The 17,787-nt window shown below is 61.4% G+C and carries 17 protein-coding genes; 9 read left to right on the forward strand and 8 right to left on the reverse strand.

What is annotated here, in order from left to right; genetic code table 11:
* The first annotated feature begins 69 nt into the window (after positions 1-69).
* Complete coding sequence (locus V3W39_RS05265; protein ID WP_177045050.1) at positions 70-1,503, forward strand: M48 family metalloprotease; 1,434 nt, start codon at positions 70-72, stop codon at positions 1,501-1,503.
* Positions 1,504-1,570: 67 nt separating this feature from the next.
* Here V3W39_RS05265 and V3W39_RS05270 read toward each other — a convergent pair whose 3' ends face one another.
* The 4 genes from V3W39_RS05270 to rpoE form a co-directional block, all read right to left on the reverse strand.
* Positions 1,571-3,007, reverse strand: a complete 1,437-nt coding sequence (locus V3W39_RS05270; RefSeq protein WP_294733616.1) for a DegQ family serine endoprotease — start codon at positions 3,005-3,007, stop codon at positions 1,571-1,573.
* Positions 3,008-3,252: 245 nt separating this feature from the next.
* Positions 3,253-4,209: a MucB/RseB C-terminal domain-containing protein gene (locus V3W39_RS05275; RefSeq protein ID WP_177113919.1), complete on the reverse strand. Its 957-nt coding sequence runs from the start codon at positions 4,207-4,209 to the stop codon at positions 3,253-3,255.
* Between the two features lie 16 nt (positions 4,210-4,225).
* The gene (locus V3W39_RS05280) at positions 4,226-4,813 is read right to left on the reverse strand and encodes a sigma-E factor negative regulatory protein (RefSeq protein WP_071488935.1); all 588 of its coding nucleotides are present in this window, start codon (positions 4,811-4,813) and stop codon (positions 4,226-4,228) included.
* Between the two features lie 31 nt (positions 4,814-4,844).
* On the reverse strand, positions 4,845-5,426 hold the full coding sequence (rpoE, locus tag V3W39_RS05285) for an RNA polymerase sigma factor RpoE (protein WP_007944079.1): 582 nt from the start codon (positions 5,424-5,426) through the stop codon (positions 4,845-4,847).
* A 467-nt stretch (positions 5,427-5,893) separates the two neighbouring features.
* Here rpoE and nadB point away from each other — a divergent pair, with 467 nt between their 5' ends.
* Positions 5,894-7,510: an L-aspartate oxidase gene (gene nadB / locus V3W39_RS05290; protein WP_259198710.1), complete on the forward strand. Its 1,617-nt coding sequence runs from the start codon at positions 5,894-5,896 to the stop codon at positions 7,508-7,510.
* Here nadB and V3W39_RS05295 read toward each other — a convergent pair.
* A complete protein-coding gene (locus V3W39_RS05295) occupies positions 7,479-7,931 on the reverse strand; it encodes a protein YgfX (protein WP_177079542.1) in 453 nt (150 codons plus the stop codon). The genes nadB and V3W39_RS05295 overlap by 32 nt on opposite strands.
* Complete coding sequence (locus V3W39_RS05300; protein WP_003212000.1) at positions 7,915-8,169, reverse strand: FAD assembly factor SdhE; 255 nt, start codon at positions 8,167-8,169, stop codon at positions 7,915-7,917. Before V3W39_RS05300 ends, V3W39_RS05295 begins: the two co-directional genes overlap by 17 nt.
* Before the next feature lie 139 nt (positions 8,170-8,308).
* On the opposite strand from V3W39_RS05300, the gene ygfZ reads away from it, so the two are divergent.
* Both ygfZ and V3W39_RS05310 read left to right on the forward strand, forming a co-directional pair.
* Positions 8,309-9,250, forward strand: coding sequence for a CAF17-like 4Fe-4S cluster assembly/insertion protein YgfZ (gene ygfZ / locus V3W39_RS05305; RefSeq protein ID WP_177045060.1), 942 nt, complete (start codon positions 8,309-8,311; stop codon positions 9,248-9,250).
* 36 nt (positions 9,251-9,286) lie between these two features.
* Entirely contained in the window at positions 9,287-10,108 is an 822-nt protein-coding gene (locus V3W39_RS05310) for an HDOD domain-containing protein (RefSeq protein ID WP_177113921.1), read from the forward strand.
* On the opposite strand, the gene V3W39_RS05315 is transcribed toward V3W39_RS05310, so the two are convergent.
* Positions 10,109-11,494 carry a sensor histidine kinase gene (locus V3W39_RS05315; RefSeq protein ID WP_010176593.1) on the reverse strand — a complete coding sequence of 462 codons (1,386 nt, stop codon included), beginning with the start codon at positions 11,492-11,494 and terminating at the stop codon, positions 10,109-10,111.
* The gene (locus tag V3W39_RS05320) at positions 11,487-12,158 is read right to left on the reverse strand and encodes a response regulator (RefSeq protein WP_330212303.1); all 672 of its coding nucleotides are present in this window, start codon (positions 12,156-12,158) and stop codon (positions 11,487-11,489) included. The genes V3W39_RS05315 and V3W39_RS05320 overlap by 8 nt, the downstream gene beginning before the upstream one ends.
* Before the next feature lie 236 nt (positions 12,159-12,394).
* Here V3W39_RS05320 and V3W39_RS05325 point away from each other — a divergent pair, with 236 nt between their 5' ends.
* From V3W39_RS05325 to V3W39_RS05345, 5 genes are read left to right on the forward strand one after another with little or no spacing between them, the layout of a single operon-like run.
* Positions 12,395-13,675 carry an OprD family porin gene (locus V3W39_RS05325; protein ID WP_330212304.1) on the forward strand — a complete coding sequence of 427 codons (1,281 nt, stop codon included), beginning with the start codon at positions 12,395-12,397 and terminating at the stop codon, positions 13,673-13,675.
* Positions 13,676-13,703: 28 nt separating this feature from the next.
* Entirely contained in the window at positions 13,704-14,690 is a 987-nt protein-coding gene (locus V3W39_RS05330; RefSeq protein ID WP_177045067.1) for a Bug family tripartite tricarboxylate transporter substrate binding protein, read from the forward strand.
* 60 nt (positions 14,691-14,750) lie between these two features.
* Entirely contained in the window at positions 14,751-15,209 is a 459-nt protein-coding gene (locus tag V3W39_RS05335; RefSeq protein ID WP_177045068.1) for a tripartite tricarboxylate transporter TctB family protein, read from the forward strand.
* Position 15,210: 1 nt separating this feature from the next.
* Complete coding sequence (locus V3W39_RS05340; protein ID WP_063032650.1) at positions 15,211-16,725, forward strand: tripartite tricarboxylate transporter permease; 1,515 nt, start codon at positions 15,211-15,213, stop codon at positions 16,723-16,725.
* Positions 16,718-17,746, forward strand: a complete 1,029-nt coding sequence (locus V3W39_RS05345; RefSeq protein ID WP_177045070.1) for an AbrB family transcriptional regulator — start codon at positions 16,718-16,720, stop codon at positions 17,744-17,746. Before V3W39_RS05340 ends, V3W39_RS05345 begins: the two co-directional genes overlap by 8 nt.
* Positions 17,747-17,787 lie beyond the last annotated feature (41 nt).

Below are 17,787 nucleotides of genomic sequence, written 5' to 3' on the forward strand. Positions count from 1 at the left end.
GCGCTTAGAATATCTGGTCCGAAGCTCAGTGTCCGGCTACAGTAAGCTCTTTGTCGAAAGGCTTTGTGCATGACTTTTTTGCGCCCTACCCTGCTGACGCTGGCTTGCCTGCTGGCCTCTCCAGGCTTCGCCGACGACCTGCCGTCACTTGGCGACGCCAGTTCTGCCATTGTCTCGCCAAAACAGGAATACGATTTGGGCCGGGCATGGCTGGCCTACCTGCGTGGCCAGGTCTCGCAACTCAACGACCCGCAGCTCAAGGACTACGTCGAAAGCAGCGTTTACAAACTGGTGGAAACCAGCCAGGTCAATGACCGGCGCCTGGAATTCATTCTGATCAACAGCCCGCAACTGAACGCCTTTGCCGCACCGGGTGGCATCGTCGGGGTCAACGGCGGCCTGTTCCTCAATGCCCAGACCGAAGGCGAATATGCCTCGGTACTGGCCCACGAATTGGCTCACTTGTCCCAACGCCACTTCGCCCGAGGTGTGGAAGCCCAGCAGCGCATGCAGATCCCGATGATGGCCGCGCTGCTCGGCGGCATCATCGCCGCCGCTGCTGGCGCAGGCGATGCGGGCATTGCCGCGATTGCCGGCAGCCAGGCCGCCGCGATCCAGGAGCAACGCCGCTTTTCCCGGCAAAACGAGCAAGAGGCTGACCGTATCGGCATTCTCAACCTGGAGAAAGCCGGCTACGACCCGCGCTCCATGCCAACCATGTTCGAACGCCTGATGCGCCAGTACCGTTTTGACGCCAAGCCACCAGAATTCCTGCTGACTCACCCGGTCACCGAATCGCGGATCGCCGACACCCGTAACCGCGCAGAGCAAGCCAAGCCGGGCGGCATTGAAGACAGCCTGCGCTACCAACTGATCCGCGCGCGCGTGCAGCTGTACTACGAAGACACTCCGGGTTTGGCGGCCAAGCGCTTCCAGGCTCAGCTGGATGAAAACCCGAAAAATGATGTGGCGCGTTATGGCTTGGCCATCGCCCAGATCAAAGGCGCCCAGTTCAACCTGGCCCGGGAAAACCTGAAGCCGCTGCTGGCCAAGGCGCCCAACGACATTACCTACAACCTGGCGCAGATCGAGTTGGACATGAGCAACAATCGCCTGCCGGATGCCCAGCAGCGTACGGACCGGATGTTGACGCAATATCCAGGCAACTACCCGCTGAATCAGGTTCGGGTGGATCTGCTGCTCAAGCAAAGCCGCACCGCTGACGCGGAAAAAGCCCTCGAAGGCCTGCTTAAATCACGCACGGACGATCCGGATGTCTGGTACCAGGTCGCGGAAACCCGTGGTTTGTCGGGCAACATCATCGGCCTGCATCAGGCTCGCGCCGAGTACTTTGCGCTGGTAGGGGACTTCAAACAGGCCATTCAACAACTGGACTTCGCCAAGCGTCGCGCCGGAAGCAACTTCCCGCTTTCGTCACGTATCGATGCACGCCAACGTGAACTGATCGACCAGGAACGCATGATCAAAGACATGATGGGCTAAACCTCGCAGCCACAAAAAAGCCCCGCTCTCGTGTATCGAGAGCGGGGCTTTTTATTGGACTAGCGGATTACTCGGCCAGCTTGAAGGTAATGAAGCTGGCGCGGCCCTGACGCAGGACACGCATCGACACCGAGCGGTTCTTCGGCAGCGCCTTGGCGATGTCGGTGAACTCTTTGGTGGAGTTGATGGCCTGGTTGTTCAGGTGAGTAATGACATCACCCGGCTGCAGGCCGATCAGGGAGGCAGGACCGTCCTGGACTTCCTTGATCACTACGCCACTTTTAAGGTCGAAGCTTTTCTTCTGCTCGTCGGTCAACTCGACCACGGCAATGCCCAGGCGGTTGCTGCTGCGTTCGGCACCCGGCTTGCTGTTGCCCAGCGCATCCAACGTCGCGCCTTCTTCCGGGATTGCGCCGACAGTCAGCTCAACGTTCTGACGCTTGCCGTCGCGAATAACTTCCAACTTGGCCTTGCTGCCCGCCTTGAGCGCACCCACCAGATGCGGCAAGTCTGCAGACATGACGATCGGCTGGCCGTTCATGCTCAGGATCACGTCGCCGACTTGCAAACCACCTTTGGCTGCCGGGCCATCGTCCTGGATTTGCGCAACCAGGGCACCGGCCGGCTTGTCGAGACCGAAGGACTCAGCCAGGTCCTTGTTCACTTCCTGGATCACCACGCCCAACCAGCCGCGACTGACTTTGCCACCGGTTTTCAGCTGGTTGGAAACGTCCATGGCCACGTCGATCGGAATCGCGAACGACACGCCCATGAAACCACCGGAGCGGGTGTAGATCTGCGAGTTGATCCCGACCACTTCGCCCGCCAGGTTGAACAACGGACCACCGGAGTTACCCGGGTTGATCGGCACGTCGGTCTGGATGAACGGCACGTAGTTTTCGTTCGGCAGGCTGCGGCCGATGGCGCTGACAATGCCTTGGGTCACGGTGTGGTCAAAACCAAACGGCGAACCGATGGCGACTACCCATTGCCCGGCTTTCAGGTCCTGGGATTTACCCAGCTTGAGCACCGGCAGGTCCTTGCCTTCGATCTTCAGCAGGGCTACGTCGGAACGTGGGTCCGTGCCTACCAGCTTGGCTTTCAACTCGCTGCGATCAGCCAGGCGTACGAGAATTTCGTCGGCATCGGCAATCACATGGTTGTTGGTCAGGATGTAGCCATCAGGCGAGATGATGAAACCCGAACCCAGAGACTGGGCCTCACGTTGGCCACCACCGCCACGCGGCGTGCGCGGCTGGGGCATGCCGCGCTCGAAGAATTCGCGCAGCATCGGCGGCAGGCCTTCCAGGTCCGGCATCTGCTGGTTGGAGACTTTGCGATCCGGCAGCTTCTGGGTAGTACTGATGTTCACCACGGCAGGCGACGCCTGCTCCACCAGTTGGGTGAAATCAGGCAGCTCGGCCGCTTGCGCGGTAACGGCCTGACCCAGCACCAGCACCGTGGCGACTATGGATAGGTAAGACTTCAAACGTGGTATCGACATACAGCTCCCGTTACGACGAGCAGGGTTGAGCGACAGGGTTCAATAAACGCCGAAAAAACTGCGATCGACATTTTTGTTCCGCGAACAAAACAAGGCCAGGGCCGTTAAGCCCTGACCTATAAAAAACATAGGGGATTTTAGCAAGTGAAAATAACGATCCAGACATTTCATGCTCTCGACAGAGGCAGGCATGGACTTTCTCCTGCGCAACATTGAAATATCAGGATGAACATAGGATTAACAACTCACGGCTTGGCGGGGGTCGTGGCGCTGCGTACAGAGAGCGCAATTCGCTCGGCGGTACCAATCGGGATTTCGCCGACGACGGTCACCATCACCTCGCCCTCCAGCGTATTCACACGCCGCGATACAGCGACTGTCGGGCCCAACTGCGTGCGTGTCTCGGTCACCGCCGCGCCGTTGAGGGGCTCCAGAAACACCGAGAAACGCGCCAGGCCATCGTCATACATCAGGCTGCTGACGGTTATCTTGGTGTGGGAATCTTTGTGGGCGCTGCTGTTGACCATCTGGAAGCCTGGCGGCAACCAATCGAGACGCCAATCCTGAGGAACTTCGACCTCCGGGGCCTTGGCGCTGGTAACGGCGACCGGCGTACATTCACCGCTGGGCTGCAGATCCCGATCGTCAGGCACCGACGTTTTGAGCTGGGTGAACTGGAATCGCTCCAGCAACTGACCCTGATCGTTAAGCAACAACGACTTCAGTGGCAGCGCGGTTTCGCGATCCAGGTGCAGCTCAAAGCCATAACGGTATTGATCACGGGGCGTGACAGAAACGATGACCGCATTTCGACCGGCCACGCGCGATTTGCCAATAACGGCCAGATCGTAGAAGGCTTTGAGTTTTTGCGGATCAAGGGCGCGTGAAGGAGAGTCGGGGGAATCCCCAAGCCCGGCAACCAATGTGCCGCTCACGCATTGAGTACGACCATCTACACGCACGACTTCCTGGGCAGAACCATCGAGCTGCAAAAGCCGCTCACGGACTTGACCATTCTGGACGCGATGCCAGATGTCATGGGTAGAAAAACTACCGTTACGCTCGTAGATGAAAGTGCCCTGAAAGCTTTGTTGCTGCTCCGCCCGCCCAAGACGCGTCAGCCAGTCTTGGGCTTCGTCGGCATGGGCGGGGACTGCAAACCAGCCACTGAGCAACAGCGTAAGGAGCGGTATGGCGCGCATAAAGCTCCTTGGCGGTCTAGCGGTTTTCCAGGCTTGCAGCGCGAGCGTATGGCAGAGCGCTTTCAGTGCCTTTCAAGGCCGATTCCTGTGCGTGTTGGCGCAGGTAGCCTGGAAGACGCTGATCCTGCCAGCCGGATTGCCCTTGAAGTACACCGTTGGCCATAGGCCCGGTGGTATCTGCGCTTTCCTTGTAGCCGGCCAGTACAGCTGGACCCTTGACCTGCGGACCGGCCATGACCGGTTGCTGGGTCTGCTGGGCCAGTTCGGCGCCGGCAATTTCGTCTTGGTTGTACAGGCGAACACCTGCCAACACGGCCACAGTCACCGAAGCAGCGACTGCCAGACGACCCAGGCTACGCCAAGGACCGCGAGCAGCTTTTGCCGGAACGGCTTCATCAGCCAGCGCAGCAGAAACGGCCGCAGCAATATCCAGACGAGGGATTAGAAGATCCTTGTGCATCACCGCCCGAGCGACTTGGTAACGAGACCAGGTATCACGGGTTTCGGCATCATCAAATGCATTGAGCACTCGACGAAGTTCCAGTTCATCCGCTTCGTTATCCATCACTGCGGACAGCGATTCCTGCAGGGCATCACGACTCATGGCGGTTCCTCTCTTGGCTGTCGCCGCTGTCTCAGTTTTCCTGCAACAACGGCTGCAGGGCTTTATCGATGGCTTCCCGAGCCCGGAAAATCCGGGAACGTACGGTACCCACCGGACATTGCATGACGGCCGCAATGTCCTCGTAACTCAGACCATCGAATTCACGTAAAGTTAACGCCGTACGCAAATCTTCTGGCAGTTGCTGAATTGTTCGATGGACGGTTCCTTCGATCTCGTCGCGCAGCAATGCACGCTCCGGCGACTCGAGATCCTTGAGGCCGTGATCACCATCATAAAATTCAGCATCTTCCGAACTAACATCACTATCCGGTGGACGGCGACCGCGAGAAACCAGATAGTTCTTCGCCGTGTTAATGGCGATGCGGTAAAGCCACGTGTAAAACGCACTATCACCGCGGAAATTACCGAGTGCACGGTACGCCTTGATAAAGGCTTCCTGTGCAACGTCCTGCGCTTCATGGGTGTCGTGCACAAACCGCACGATCAACCCGAGAATTTTGTGCTGGTATTTCAGCACTAGCAGATCAAATGCCCGCTTGTCGCCGCGTTGAACGCGCTCGACCAGCTGCTGATCCTCTTCCTGGGTTAGCATGAACACTCCTCGTTGTACTTGAAGGAGGCTTGCATAACTAATCGATCAGGCTTGCAAACATAGACTCGGACTTTTCGCAAAAGTTCTCCCCCTCCAAGCAAGTTTCCGGCGCGCACTGATTTGGCACACACGAAAAACGCAGCTCGGGCAATGCCGGCTGCGCGAATAATCTGTCGCCAGTTTCCTGACGCGCCTGACAGAGACGCGGCTCAGTAAATCCAGCGTGTTCCCAGCTTTCGGGCATCCTGCTATTGAGTCGGGGCTTATGCAAAAAGTTCCCATCCCAATCGCTGTCCGTTTCATGAAAGCCGTGCAGTTCGTTGACCGTAGTCTCACAATGCCACGAATGCCCGGCTATTGTGCCGCTCCCCCCCTCTATATACTAGTGGGCCGTGTGACCCTTTGATTCGCCGATCCAGGCGTCCTGTTTGCGCCCCCTTCGGATCGCTTTTTGCGGAATCCTTCAAATGAGCCAACAGTTTCAACACGATGTCCTGGTGATTGGCAGCGGCGCCGCGGGCTTGAGCCTCGCATTGACGCTACCGAGCTACCTGCGCATAGCCGTACTGAGCAAAGGCGACCTGGCCAATGGCTCGACATTCTGGGCCCAGGGCGGTGTCGCCGCCGTGCTGGACGACACCGACACCGTGCAATCCCACGTCGAAGACACCCTGAATGCCGGCGGCGGCCTGTGCAATGAAGAGGCAGTACGCTTTACCGTCGAACACAGCCGCGAAGCCATCCAATGGCTGATCGACCAGGGCGTGCCCTTCACTCGCGATGAACATTCCGGCACCGACGACGGCGGTTTCGAGTTCCACCTGACCCGTGAAGGCGGCCACAGCCATCGGCGCATCATCCATGCCGCCGACGCCACCGGCGCCGCGATCTTCAAGACTCTGCTCGAGCAGGCCCGGCAACGTCCGAACATTGAACTGCTGGAACAGCGGGTTGCCGTCGACCTGATCACCGAAAAACGCCTGGGCCTGCCGGGCGAACGCTGCCTCGGCGCCTACGTGCTCAACCGCGCCAGCGGCGAAGTCGACACCTACGGCGCGCGCTTCACGATTCTCGCCTCGGGCGGCGCGGCGAAGGTCTACCTCTATACCAGCAACCCCGACGGCGCCTGCGGTGACGGCATCGCCATGGCCTGGCGTTCGGGCTGCCGGGTGGCGAACCTGGAGTTCAATCAGTTCCACCCCACGTGCCTGTATCACCCGCAGGCCAAGAGCTTCCTGATCACCGAAGCCCTGCGCGGCGAAGGCGCACACCTGAAGCTGCCCAATGGCGAACGTTTCATGCAACGCTTCGACCCACGGGCCGAGCTTGCCCCGCGCGATATCGTCGCCCGGGCCATCGACCATGAAATGAAGCGCCTGGGCATCGACTGCGTCTACCTCGACATCAGTCACAAGCCCGAAGCCTTCATCAAGACCCACTTCCCGACGGTCTACGAGCGCTGCCTGGCGTTCAACATCGACATCACCAAAGGCCCGATCCCGGTCGTGCCGGCGGCGCACTACACCTGCGGCGGCGTGATGGTTGACCAGCACGGCCGCACCGACGTGCCCGGCCTGTACGCCATCGGCGAAACCAGCTTCACCGGCCTGCACGGCGCCAACCGCATGGCCAGCAACTCGCTGCTGGAATGCTTCGTGTACGCCCGCTCCGCCGCCGCCGACATCCTTGAACAACTGCCGCGCATCCCCGTGCCGGCCGCCCTGCCCCGCTGGGATGCCAGCCAGGTGACCGATTCGGACGAAGACGTGATCATTGCCCACAACTGGGACGAGCTGCGGCGCTTCATGTGGGACTACGTGGGGATCGTGCGCACCAACAAACGCCTGGCACGGGCACAGCACCGGGTTCGGCTGCTGCTGGATGAGATCGACGAGTTCTACAGCAACTATAAAGTCAGCCGCGACCTGATCGAGTTGCGCAACCTGGCCCAGGTGGCGGAACTGATGATCCGCTCAGCCATGGAGCGCAAGGAGAGCCGGGGCCTGCATTACACCCTCGACTACCCGCAAATGCTGCCCGAGGCGCTCGACACTATCCTGGTGCCAACCACCTACGGCGGCTGAACTTCAAACGCACCCGCAGGCGCCGATGCACATCGGTGGCCTGCGAATCACGCGGCACACAGATCGAACGCACCCGCCAATCACCCTGCACCCGAAAGCGCAGCACCACGATCAACGGCAACGCCAGGCTGTCGGGGCGCAGTTGCACGCTGTGCCAGCCACGCGCGGCGCTCCACAACTGCCAGCCGTCCTCATCGCGGCGCAGGCCACGGATCGACGAACGGTGAGTCAGCAAAATATGACGCGGCAGCACCCAACCGGCATGCGCCAGGCACAGCAACGCGCTGAAAGCGGCGATCCACGGGGACACATCGAGAAACCATAAGGCACCCAGTGCGAACGCCTGGGCGAAAAGATAAGCCGCCAGCAACTGCCCGGAGGCGTGCCAGCGGCATTCAAACGTATTACTTGGGCTGGACACGATCCAGGATCATCCGAACCATGCGCTGCAGCTCCGGATCTTCCGATTCGGCGCGTTCCATGAACCAGCCGAACATGTCCTGATCTTCGCATTCCAGCAGCTTGCGGTAGCAGTCGCGGTCAACGTCGTTGAGGTGCGGGTAGACCTCCCTGACGAACGGTACCAGCAACACGTCCAGCTCAAGCATGCCGCGGCGGCTGTGCCAGTAGAGGCGATTGAGTTCTACATCTTCGACCATGGAGCGCTCCTCAAATAGAGCGCAAGTATACAGGCCGAAGCTGCCTGGAACAGTCGGCTTTGGTCGGCCATACGGAAACTATCCATTTGCCGGGCGCCCCTCTATGATGCACTCATGACTTTTTAACCTGCGATGACCCATGGCTGACTCTGCTTTCTTCTGCTCCCTGTCCCACGAAGGCGTCCTCGCCGTCCGCGGTTCCGACGCTGCCAAGTTCCTCCAGGGACAACTGACCTGCAACCTCAACTACCTGAGTGACACCCAGGCCAGCCTCGGCGCGCGCTGCACCCAAAAAGGGCGCATGCAATCGAGCTTCCGTATCCTGCTGCAGGGCGATGGCGTGCTGTTGGCCATGGCCACCGAGTTGCTGGAGCCGCAACTGGCGGACCTGAAGAAGTACGCCGTGTTCTCCAAATCCAAACTCACCGACGAAAGCGCCGCCTGGGTGCGTTTCGGTGTGTCGCAAGCCGATCAGGTCTTGGCCAGCCTCGGCCTTGAGCTGCCTGCCGAGACCGATAGTGTTGTGCGCAGCGACGAGTTGATCGCGATCCGCGTATCGCCGGGCCGTGCCGAGCTGTGGGCCCCTGCCGCCCAAGCCGATACCCTGCGCAGCCAACTCGCCGCGCAATTGAACGAAGATGAACTGAATCAATGGCTGCTGGGCCAGATCCGTGCGGGCATCGGCCAGGTCATGCCCCAGACCCGCGAACTGTTCATCCCGCAGATGCTCAACCTGCAAGCCGTCGGCGGCGTGAGCTTCAAGAAAGGCTGCTACACCGGCCAGGAAATCGTCGCGCGCATGCAGTACCTGGGCAAACTCAAGCGTCGCCTGTATCGCCTGAGCCTGAATGCCAGCGAACTGCCAGAGCCTGGCACCCCCTTGTTTTCCCCGACGCACAACAGCGCCATCGGCGAGGTGGTGATTGCCGCCCGGGCCGGCGAGGCGATTGAACTTCTAGCGGTGCTGCAAGCCGAAGCAGCAGAGAGTGGCGATGTGCATGTAGGTACGCTGGAAGGCCCGGGTCTTCAGCTGCTCGACCTGCCTTACCAGCTGGACCGTGATCGCGAGATCCAGCGCTGATCGTCGTACCTTTTTGCAACACCCTAGAGATCATGAATGAACAAGCTGGCGGAAAAAGTCCAACAGGCGTTGGTTGTGGCCATCGATAATGATGACCTGGTCCTGCCAACGCTACCGGAAGTGGCCCTGAAGATTCGTCAGGCCGCCGAAGACCCGGACATCAGCATCAGCCATCTGAGCAAAGTCATCGGCCGCGACACCGCCCTGTCGGCGCGGCTGATCAAAGTGGTCAACAGCCCGCTGCTGCGCGCCACTCAGGAAGTCACCGACCTGCACACCGCCATCACCCGGCTGGGCACCAACTACAGCAGCAACCTGGCGATCGGCCTGGTGATGGAACAGATCTTCCACGCCCGCTCCGAAGTGGTCGAACAGAAGATGCGTGATGTGTGGCGCCGCAGCCTGGAAGTGGCGGGCGTGAGCTATGCACTGTGCCGCAACCACAGCCAGCTGAAACCAGACCAGGCGGCCCTCGGCGGCCTGGTGCACCAGATTGGCGTGCTGCCGATCCTGACCTATGCCGAAGATCATTATGAGCTGCTGTCCGACCCGGTCAGCCTCAACCACGTGATTGAAAGCATCCACCCGTTGCTGGGCGCGAAGCTGCTGCGGCGCTGGGACTTCCCGGAAATGCTGGTGAACCTGCCGGCGCAGTACATGGACCTGGAGCGCGACTCCGAGCGCCTGGACTATATCGACCTGGTACAGGTCGCCGTGCTGTATTGCCATCGCAACACCGACCACCCGCTGGCCAGCGTGCCGGTATCGACGTTGCCTGCGATCCAGAAACTGCGGATCGACCCCTACAACGACACCTTGCGTGCCGAGCTGGACGAAGCACGGTCGATGTTTTATTGATTACCCCGCGATAAAACTGACCCGCACCTTCAACCCCGCCAACTCACCGTCATGCAAACTGATCTGCGCCAGATGCGCCCGGCAGATCTCGCCGACAATCGCCAGCCCCAAGCCTGAACCCAAGCCCTGCTGGCTGCGCCGATAGAAGCGCTCGAACACCCGGTCGCGCTCATCCAGCGGGATGCCCGGGCCGTCGTCCTCCACCTCAAGTACCGCCGGCGCCGTAACCCGCAGAATCACGTTGCCGCCCGGCGGCGTGTGGGCCAGGGCGTTGTCCACCAGGTTACTCAGCAACTCGTTCAACAAGGTCGGTTCGCCCCGCAGCCACACGGGCTCATCTGCCTCCAGCGCCAGGGCCACGCCCCGCGCATGGGCCAGCGGCGCCATGGCCATGCCCAGCTCGCGAGCCAGCTGGCTCAAGTCCAGCAGTTGCGCACCGCCTTCGGCAATCGCCCGGGCGCCGTTTTCGATGCGGGCAAGCGAGAGCAATTGATTGGCCAGGTGAGTCAGGCGATCCGTGCCCTGGGCGGCGGTTTCCAGGGTGGTGCGCCAGGTGGCCGGGTCTTCGGCGCGCAGGCCGAGTTCCAAGCGTGCCTTGAGCGCCGCTAGTGGTGTGCGGAGTTCATGGGCAGCATCGGCAATAAACTGCGCCTGACGCTCGAACTGCCCGCGCAGGCGTTCGGTGAAATGGTTGAGCGCCCGTACCAGCGGGCCCAACTCATGCTGCACTTCCACCAACGGCAACGGCCGCAGGTCATCCGGCTGACGCTCTTCCACGGCCGTGCGCAAGCGCTCCAATGGCCGCAGCGCCGCACTCACCGCGAAAAACACCAACAACAATGCACCAACGGCCAGCATGCCCAGGCGCAGCAAAGTATCGGCCATCAGGCTGCGGGCCATGGCGACGCGCGCCTCGTCGGTTTCGGCCACGCGAATTTCCGCCATGCCGTTCATGTTCGGCTCGGAGACCGCCTTGAGCAGGCTCACCACCCGCACGTTCTGGCCCTGATACTTGGCGTTATAAAACCGCGCCAGCGCCGGATAGTCATCGGTGCGCGGCGTACCCGGCGGCGGGCCGGGCAGGTTTTCGTAGCCGGAAATCAGCTTCTGGTGGATATCGTTGACCTGGTAGTAAATCCGCCCGGCGCTGTCGTAGGCGAACGTATCCAGGGCGACGTAGGGCACATCGGCGCTCAAGGTGCCGTCGCGGTGTGACAAGCCCGCCGCAATGGTCCGCGCCGAGGCCAGAAGCGTGCGGTCGTAAGCCGTGTCCGCCGCCTCGCGTCCGTTCCAGTAAGCGCTCAAGCCGCTGGCGATCATCAACACCACCAGCAACAGCGCCAGGTTCCACAGCAGGCGCCAGCGCAGGCTGCTGGGCTTATGCATCGCGGGCTTCCAGCAGGTACCCCAGGCCACGGAAGGTAACAATTGCAACAGGCTGCCCATCGAGCTTCTTGCGCAGGCGGTGCACGTAGATTTCGATGGCATCGGGGCTGGCTTCTTCATCCAGGCCGAACACCTGGGAGGCCAACTGCTCCTTGCTCATCACGCGGCCGGGACGTGCGATCAGCGCCTCAAGCACCGCCTGCTCGCGGGAGGTCAGGATCAGCAGTTCGCCGCCCAGGGTGAAGCGCCGTGTATCCAGGTCGTAAATCAGCACGCCACACGCCTGCTGCCGCTCACCGCCCAGCACGCTGCGGCGCAGCAGGGCCTTGACCCGTGCTTCCAGCTCCGTCAGCTCAAACGGCTTGGCCAGGTAGTCATCTGCGCCGAGGTTGAGGCCATGCACGCGGTCTTTCACGTCGCTGCGGGCAGTCAACATCAACACAGGCAGATTTTTCCCACGGGCCCGCAAGCGTGCCAACACCTCGAAACCGTCCATGCGCGGCAGGCCCACATCGAGGATCGCCACCGCGTATTCCTCGCTGCTCAAGGCCAGGTCCGCCGCCACGCCATCGTGCAGCACATCGACGGTCAAACCCGTGCTCTTGAGCGCCTGGGCGACACTTTCGGCTAGCTGCAAATGGTCTTCGACCAGAAGGACACGCATGGGTTTTTACCTCGTTCGGGGGTGGTCGGCGCCACGCTTTGCCGGGGAGTTTACAGGCGCCACCTTTGCTGTGAAGCCCGAAAACATTGAAAGGCGACTGAAAGGTTAGTGAAAGCTTCGCCCTTTAGCATCCAGCCACGGTGGGTTTCGCCTGCCGAGCTATTTCACCTGTAGCGCCCGAAAAACGCCTCGAAGCGTTTTCGTCAAAATAAGAACAATAACGGAGTACACCCACGATGCTGCGCACACAGCCGCCTGCTCGTTCTTCTCGTATCACCCAGACCGCCCTCGCCAGTGCCGCCGCCATTGCCGGCTTTTCGCCCGTAGGCCAAGCCGCCTTTATCGAGGACAGCACCGCCACCCTCGAAACCCGCAACATGTACTTCAATCGCGACTTTCGCGACGGTACCAGTGCACAGCAATCCAAGCGCGACGAATGGGCCCAGGGCTTCATGCTCAACCTGCAATCGGGCTACACCGACGGCACCGTCGGCTTTGGCGTGGATGCGCTGGGCATGCTTGGGGTCAAGCTCGACTCCAGCCCCGACCGCACCGGCACCGGCCTGCTGCCGACCCACGATGACGGCCGCGCAGCCAATGAATACTCCAAGCTCGGCCTGACCGGCAAAGTGAAGATCTCTGCCACCGAACTGAAAATCGGCGCGCTGATCCCCGAGCTGCCGATCCTCAAGCCCAACGACGGGCGCATCCTGCCGCAGACGTTTGAAGGTGGCCTGTTGAGTTCCAAGGAGTTCAAGAACCTGGTGTTCACCGGCGGGCGCCTGAACAAGGCCAAGGACCGCGACGACACCAACTACGAAGACATCGGCCTCAACAACAAGAACAGCCGCTTCCTCAGCGGCGCCACCGGCAAGCATTTCGACTTCGGTGGCGTGGACTACAAGTTCGCCGAAAAGATCACCGGCAGCTACCACTTCGCCCAACTCGACGACGTATACCGCCAGCACTTCCTCGGCCTGGTAGCCTCGCGCCCGATGGGCCCCGGCACCTTCGGCGCCGACCTGCGCCTGGCCGTCAGTGACGACACCGGTGCAGCCCGTGGCGGCAAGATCGACAACACGTCACTCAACGGCCTCTTCAGCTATGCCCTCAATGGCCATAAGCTCAGCGCCGGCTACCAGCACATGTCGGGCGACAGCGCCTTTCCCTACGTGGATGGCAGCGATCCTTACCTTGTCAACTTCGTGCAGATCAACGACTTTGCCGGCGCCGAAGAACGCTCCTGGCAAGCCCGCTACGACTACGACTTCGCCAAGCTGGGGATTCCCGGACTGAGCTTCATGAGCCGTTACCTGTCGGGTGACAACATCAAGCTCAAGAACGGCGAGACCGGCAAGGAGTGGGAACGCAACAGCGAGATCCGCTACGTGGTGCAAAGCGGCACCTTCAAGGATGTGGCCGTGCGCCTGCGCAATGCCACCTACCGTTCCAACTATTCGGCCCGTGATGCGGATGAAGTGCGCCTGCTGGTGAGCTACAGCGTCGCCCTTTGGTAGTAGCAACCTCATAACAACAATGATGGAGATGAACATGACCCTTTCACTGCGTAAATTTGCCCTGACGGCCAGTTGCATGCTGTTCGCCAGCCAACTGCTGGCCGCCGAACCCAAGCGCCCGGAATGCATCGCCCCGGCGTCCCCGGGCGGTGGTTTTGACCTGACCTGCAAACTGGCGCAGAGCGCGCTGGTCAACCAGAAGCTGTTGAGCAAGCCGATGCGCGTGACCTACATGCCCGGCGGCGTGGGCGCGGTGGCCTACAACGCCGTCGTGGCGCAGCGCCCGGCAGACGCCGGCACGCTGGTGGCGTGGTCCAGCGGCTCGCTGCTGAACCTGGCCCAGGGCAAGTTTGGCCGCTTCGATGAAAGCGCCGTGCGCTGGCTCGCGGCCGTCGGCACCAGCTACGGTGCCATCGCGGTGAAAAGCGATTCGCCCTACAAAAACCTCGACGATCTGGTCAAGGCCCTGAAGAAAGATCCGGGCAGCGTGGTGATCGGTTCCGGCGGCACCGTCGGCAGCCAGGACTGGATGCAAACCGCACTGATCGCCAAGGCCGCCGGGATAAACCCGCGCGACCTGCGTTACGTGGCACTGGAAGGCGGCGGTGAAATCGCCACCGCGCTGCTCGGCGGGCACATTCAGGTGGGCAGTACCGACATCTCCGACTCCATGCCGCACATCCTCAGCGGTGACATGCGCCTGCTGGCCGTGTTCTCCGACGAGCGCCTGGACGAGCCGGAAATGAAGAACATTCCCACCGCCAAGGAACAAGGCTACGACATCGTCTGGCCAGTGGTACGTGGCTTCTACCTCGGGCCAAAAGTCAGCGATGAAGACTACGCCTGGTGGAAAGACGCGTTCGACAAACTGCTGGCCTCCGAAGAGTTCGCCAAGCTGCGTGACCAGCGCGAGTTGTTCCCGTTCGCCATGACCGGCCCGGAGCTGGACACCTACGTGAAGAAACAGGTGGCTGACTACAAAGTGCTGGCCAAAGAGTTCGGCCTGATCCAGTAATCGCCCCTTGTTCGCGCGGCCACGCCCTTGCGCATCAGGGGTGTGGCCCAGGAGTTTTGCATGCTCTTACAACGCATTTTTGCCTCGTTCATGTTGCTGGTCTGCGCCGCCCTGGCGCTGATGGCCTGGCCGTATCAGGCATCGTTTTCCTATGAGCCGGTAGGACCTCGCGCCTACCCGCTGCTGATGCTCGGGCTGATGAGCCTGGGCCTGATCTACATGCTGTTTCGCCCGCAGCCCACCAGGCACACCGAGGAAGAACCGGCGCTGGACCGCGAAACCCTGGTCAAGATCGCTGTCTGCGTCACGCTGTTGATCATCTTCGCCGGCACCTTCGAACCCCTGGGTTTCATCCTCAGCAGCATCCTGATCGGCATTCCGATGGCGCGCCTGTATGGCGGCCGCTGGCTGCCCAGCGCGGTGATCGTGACCTTGATGAGCATCGGTCTTTATCTGTTGTTCGATAAGGCCATGGATGTACCGCTGCCGCTCGGCCTGCTTGAAGTTCTGGAGAACTGATATGGATACGTTCAGCTATTTGGGCCAGGGCTTCGGTGTTGCACTGACCCCTTACAACCTGATCACCGCGCTGTGCGGCACCTTGATCGGCACCGTAGTCGGCCTGTTGCCGGGCCTGGGCCCGATCAACGGCGTGGCGCTGTTGATCCCCATCGCGTTCGCCCTCGGGCTGCCGCCTGAGTCGGCGCTGATCCTGCTGGCCGCCGTGTACCTGGGTTGCGAATACGGCGGGCGTATCAGCTCGATCCTGTTGAACATCCCGGGCGAAGCGTCCACCGTGATGACCACCCTCGACGGCTACCCGATGGCCCGTAAAGGCCTGGCGGGCGTGGCGTTGTCGCTGTCGGCATGGAGTTCGTTCATCGGCGCGTTTATCGCCACCTGCGGCATGGTGCTGTTTGCCCCGCTGCTGGCCAAATGGGCGATTGCCTTCGGCCCGGCGGAATATTTCGTACTGATGGTGTTTGCCATCGTCTGCCTGGGCGGCATGGCCGGTGACAAACCGCTGAAGACCTTTGTCGCCGCGTTGATCGGCCTGTTTCTGTCAGCGGTGGGTATCGACGCCAACAGCGGCGTGTACCGTTTCACCGGCGATAACATCCACCTCACCGACGGCATTCAATTCGTGGTGCTGGTGCTGGGCCTGTTCTCCATCAGCGAGATCCTGTTGCTGCTGGAAAAAACCCACCGTGGCCAGGAAGCGGTGAAAGCCACCGGACGGATGATGTTCAACCTGAAGGAAGCTTCCGCCGTATTCGTGGTGAATATTCGCTGCGGCCTGTTGGGTTTCATCATGGGCGTATTGCCCGGCGCGGGTGCCACACTGGCCTCCGCCGTGGCCTACATGACCGAAAAGCGCCTGGCCGGTGCCAGCGGTAAATTCGGCCAGGGCGACATGCGCGGCCTGGCCGCGCCGGAAACCGCGATCGGCGCTTCCGCCTGCGGCGCCCTGGTGCCAATGCTCACCCTCGGCGTGCCCGGCTCGGGCACCACGGCCGTGATGATTGGCGCCCTGTCGCTGTACAACATCACCCCCGGCCCGCTGCTGTTCCAACAGCAACCGGACATCGTCTGGGGCCTGATCGCCTCGTTGTTCATCGCCAACATCATGCTGGTGATCCTCAACATCCCGATGATCCGCATCTTCACCCGCATCCTCGCCGTGCCGAACTGGGCACTGGTGCCGGTGATCGCCATCATCACCGCGATCGGTGTGTACGCGGTCCACGCCACCACCTTCGACCTGTTCCTGATGGTGGGCATCGGCATCTTCGGCTACATCCTGCGCAAGCTGGACTTCCCGCTGTCGCCCGTGCTGCTGGGCTTTATCCTCGGCGGCTTGATGGAGCAGAACCTGCGCCGGGCGCTGTCGATTTCCAACGGTGAATTGCAAATCCTCTGGTCCAGCCCGATCACCTTTGGTGTGTGGGTGCTGACCGCGTTGATGCTGCTGTTCCCGCTGGTGCGCATCTGGCGCAAGCGTTCCCTGCAGCGTCGTGCTGTGGCCGATGTCTGAGGCCACGTTCAGAAACTGGTGGGCGACACCGCTGGTCGGTCTGCTGGGCGGGTACCTCGCCAGCCAGATCGGCTGGCCACTGCCGTACATGGTCGGCTCGTTGCTGGCGATCATCCTCGTGCGCTGCCTCACCCCCTGGCAGCTGGCAGAAATCCCCGGCGGCCGCAAATGCGGCCAATGGGTGGTGGGCATCGGCATCGGCCTGCACTTCACCCCGGTGGTGATCGAGCAGGTGATGAGCCACTTCGGCCTGATCTTCTTCGGCGCGCTGGTCACCAGCCTCTCCAGCATTGTGGGGGTGTGGTTGATGCGCCGCAGCGGTGAAGACCGCGCCACGGCGTTTTTCTCCAGCATGCCGGGCGGTTCGGGGGAGATGGTTAACCTCGGCGCGCGCAATGGCGCGGTGCTCAGCCGTGTCGCGGCGGGCCAAAGTCTGCGGGTGCTGGTGGTGGTGCTGTGTGTGCCGGCGGCGTTCAAGTATTTGCTGGGGGAAGGCGCGCCGCAGTTTCATCCGGCGACCGTCGACTGGACCTGGCTGGCGGTGCTCTTCCCGATCGGCGCCTTGGTGGCCTGGGGTTGGCAGCGTTTACGCCAACCAAACCCTTGGCTGTTCGGGCCGCTGCTGGTCAGCGCCATCGTGAGTATCACCTGGGACCTGCACATCGGCCTGCCCGACGGTGGCAGCCAGATAGGCCAGTGGCTGATCGGCAGCGGCCTGGGTTGCCACTTCAACCGGCAATTCTTCCGGCGTGCGCCGTTGTTCATGGGCCGCACCTTGATCGGTACGGCGTTGACCATGTTGATCGCGACGCTGGCGGCGGTAGGCTTGAGTGCCCTGACACATCTGGATCTGCGCTCGTTGACGCTGGGCATGATGCCCGGTGGCATTGCCGAAATGAGCCTGACGGCGGAAACCCTGCAATTGTCAGTGCCGCTGGTGACCGCAATGCAGGTGATGCGTTTGTTGTTTGTGTTGTTTCTGGCGGAGCCATTGTTCCGGCACTGGAACCGACAGCCGTAATCTGCACTCCCGGAGTGACCCGCCCTGGGTCACTACCATTC

Origin of the sequence: Pseudomonas sp. Z18(2022) (assembly GCF_036346535.1) — a bacterium.
Taxonomy (GTDB): Bacteria; Pseudomonadota; Gammaproteobacteria; order Pseudomonadales; family Pseudomonadaceae; genus Aquipseudomonas; species Aquipseudomonas yamanorum_A.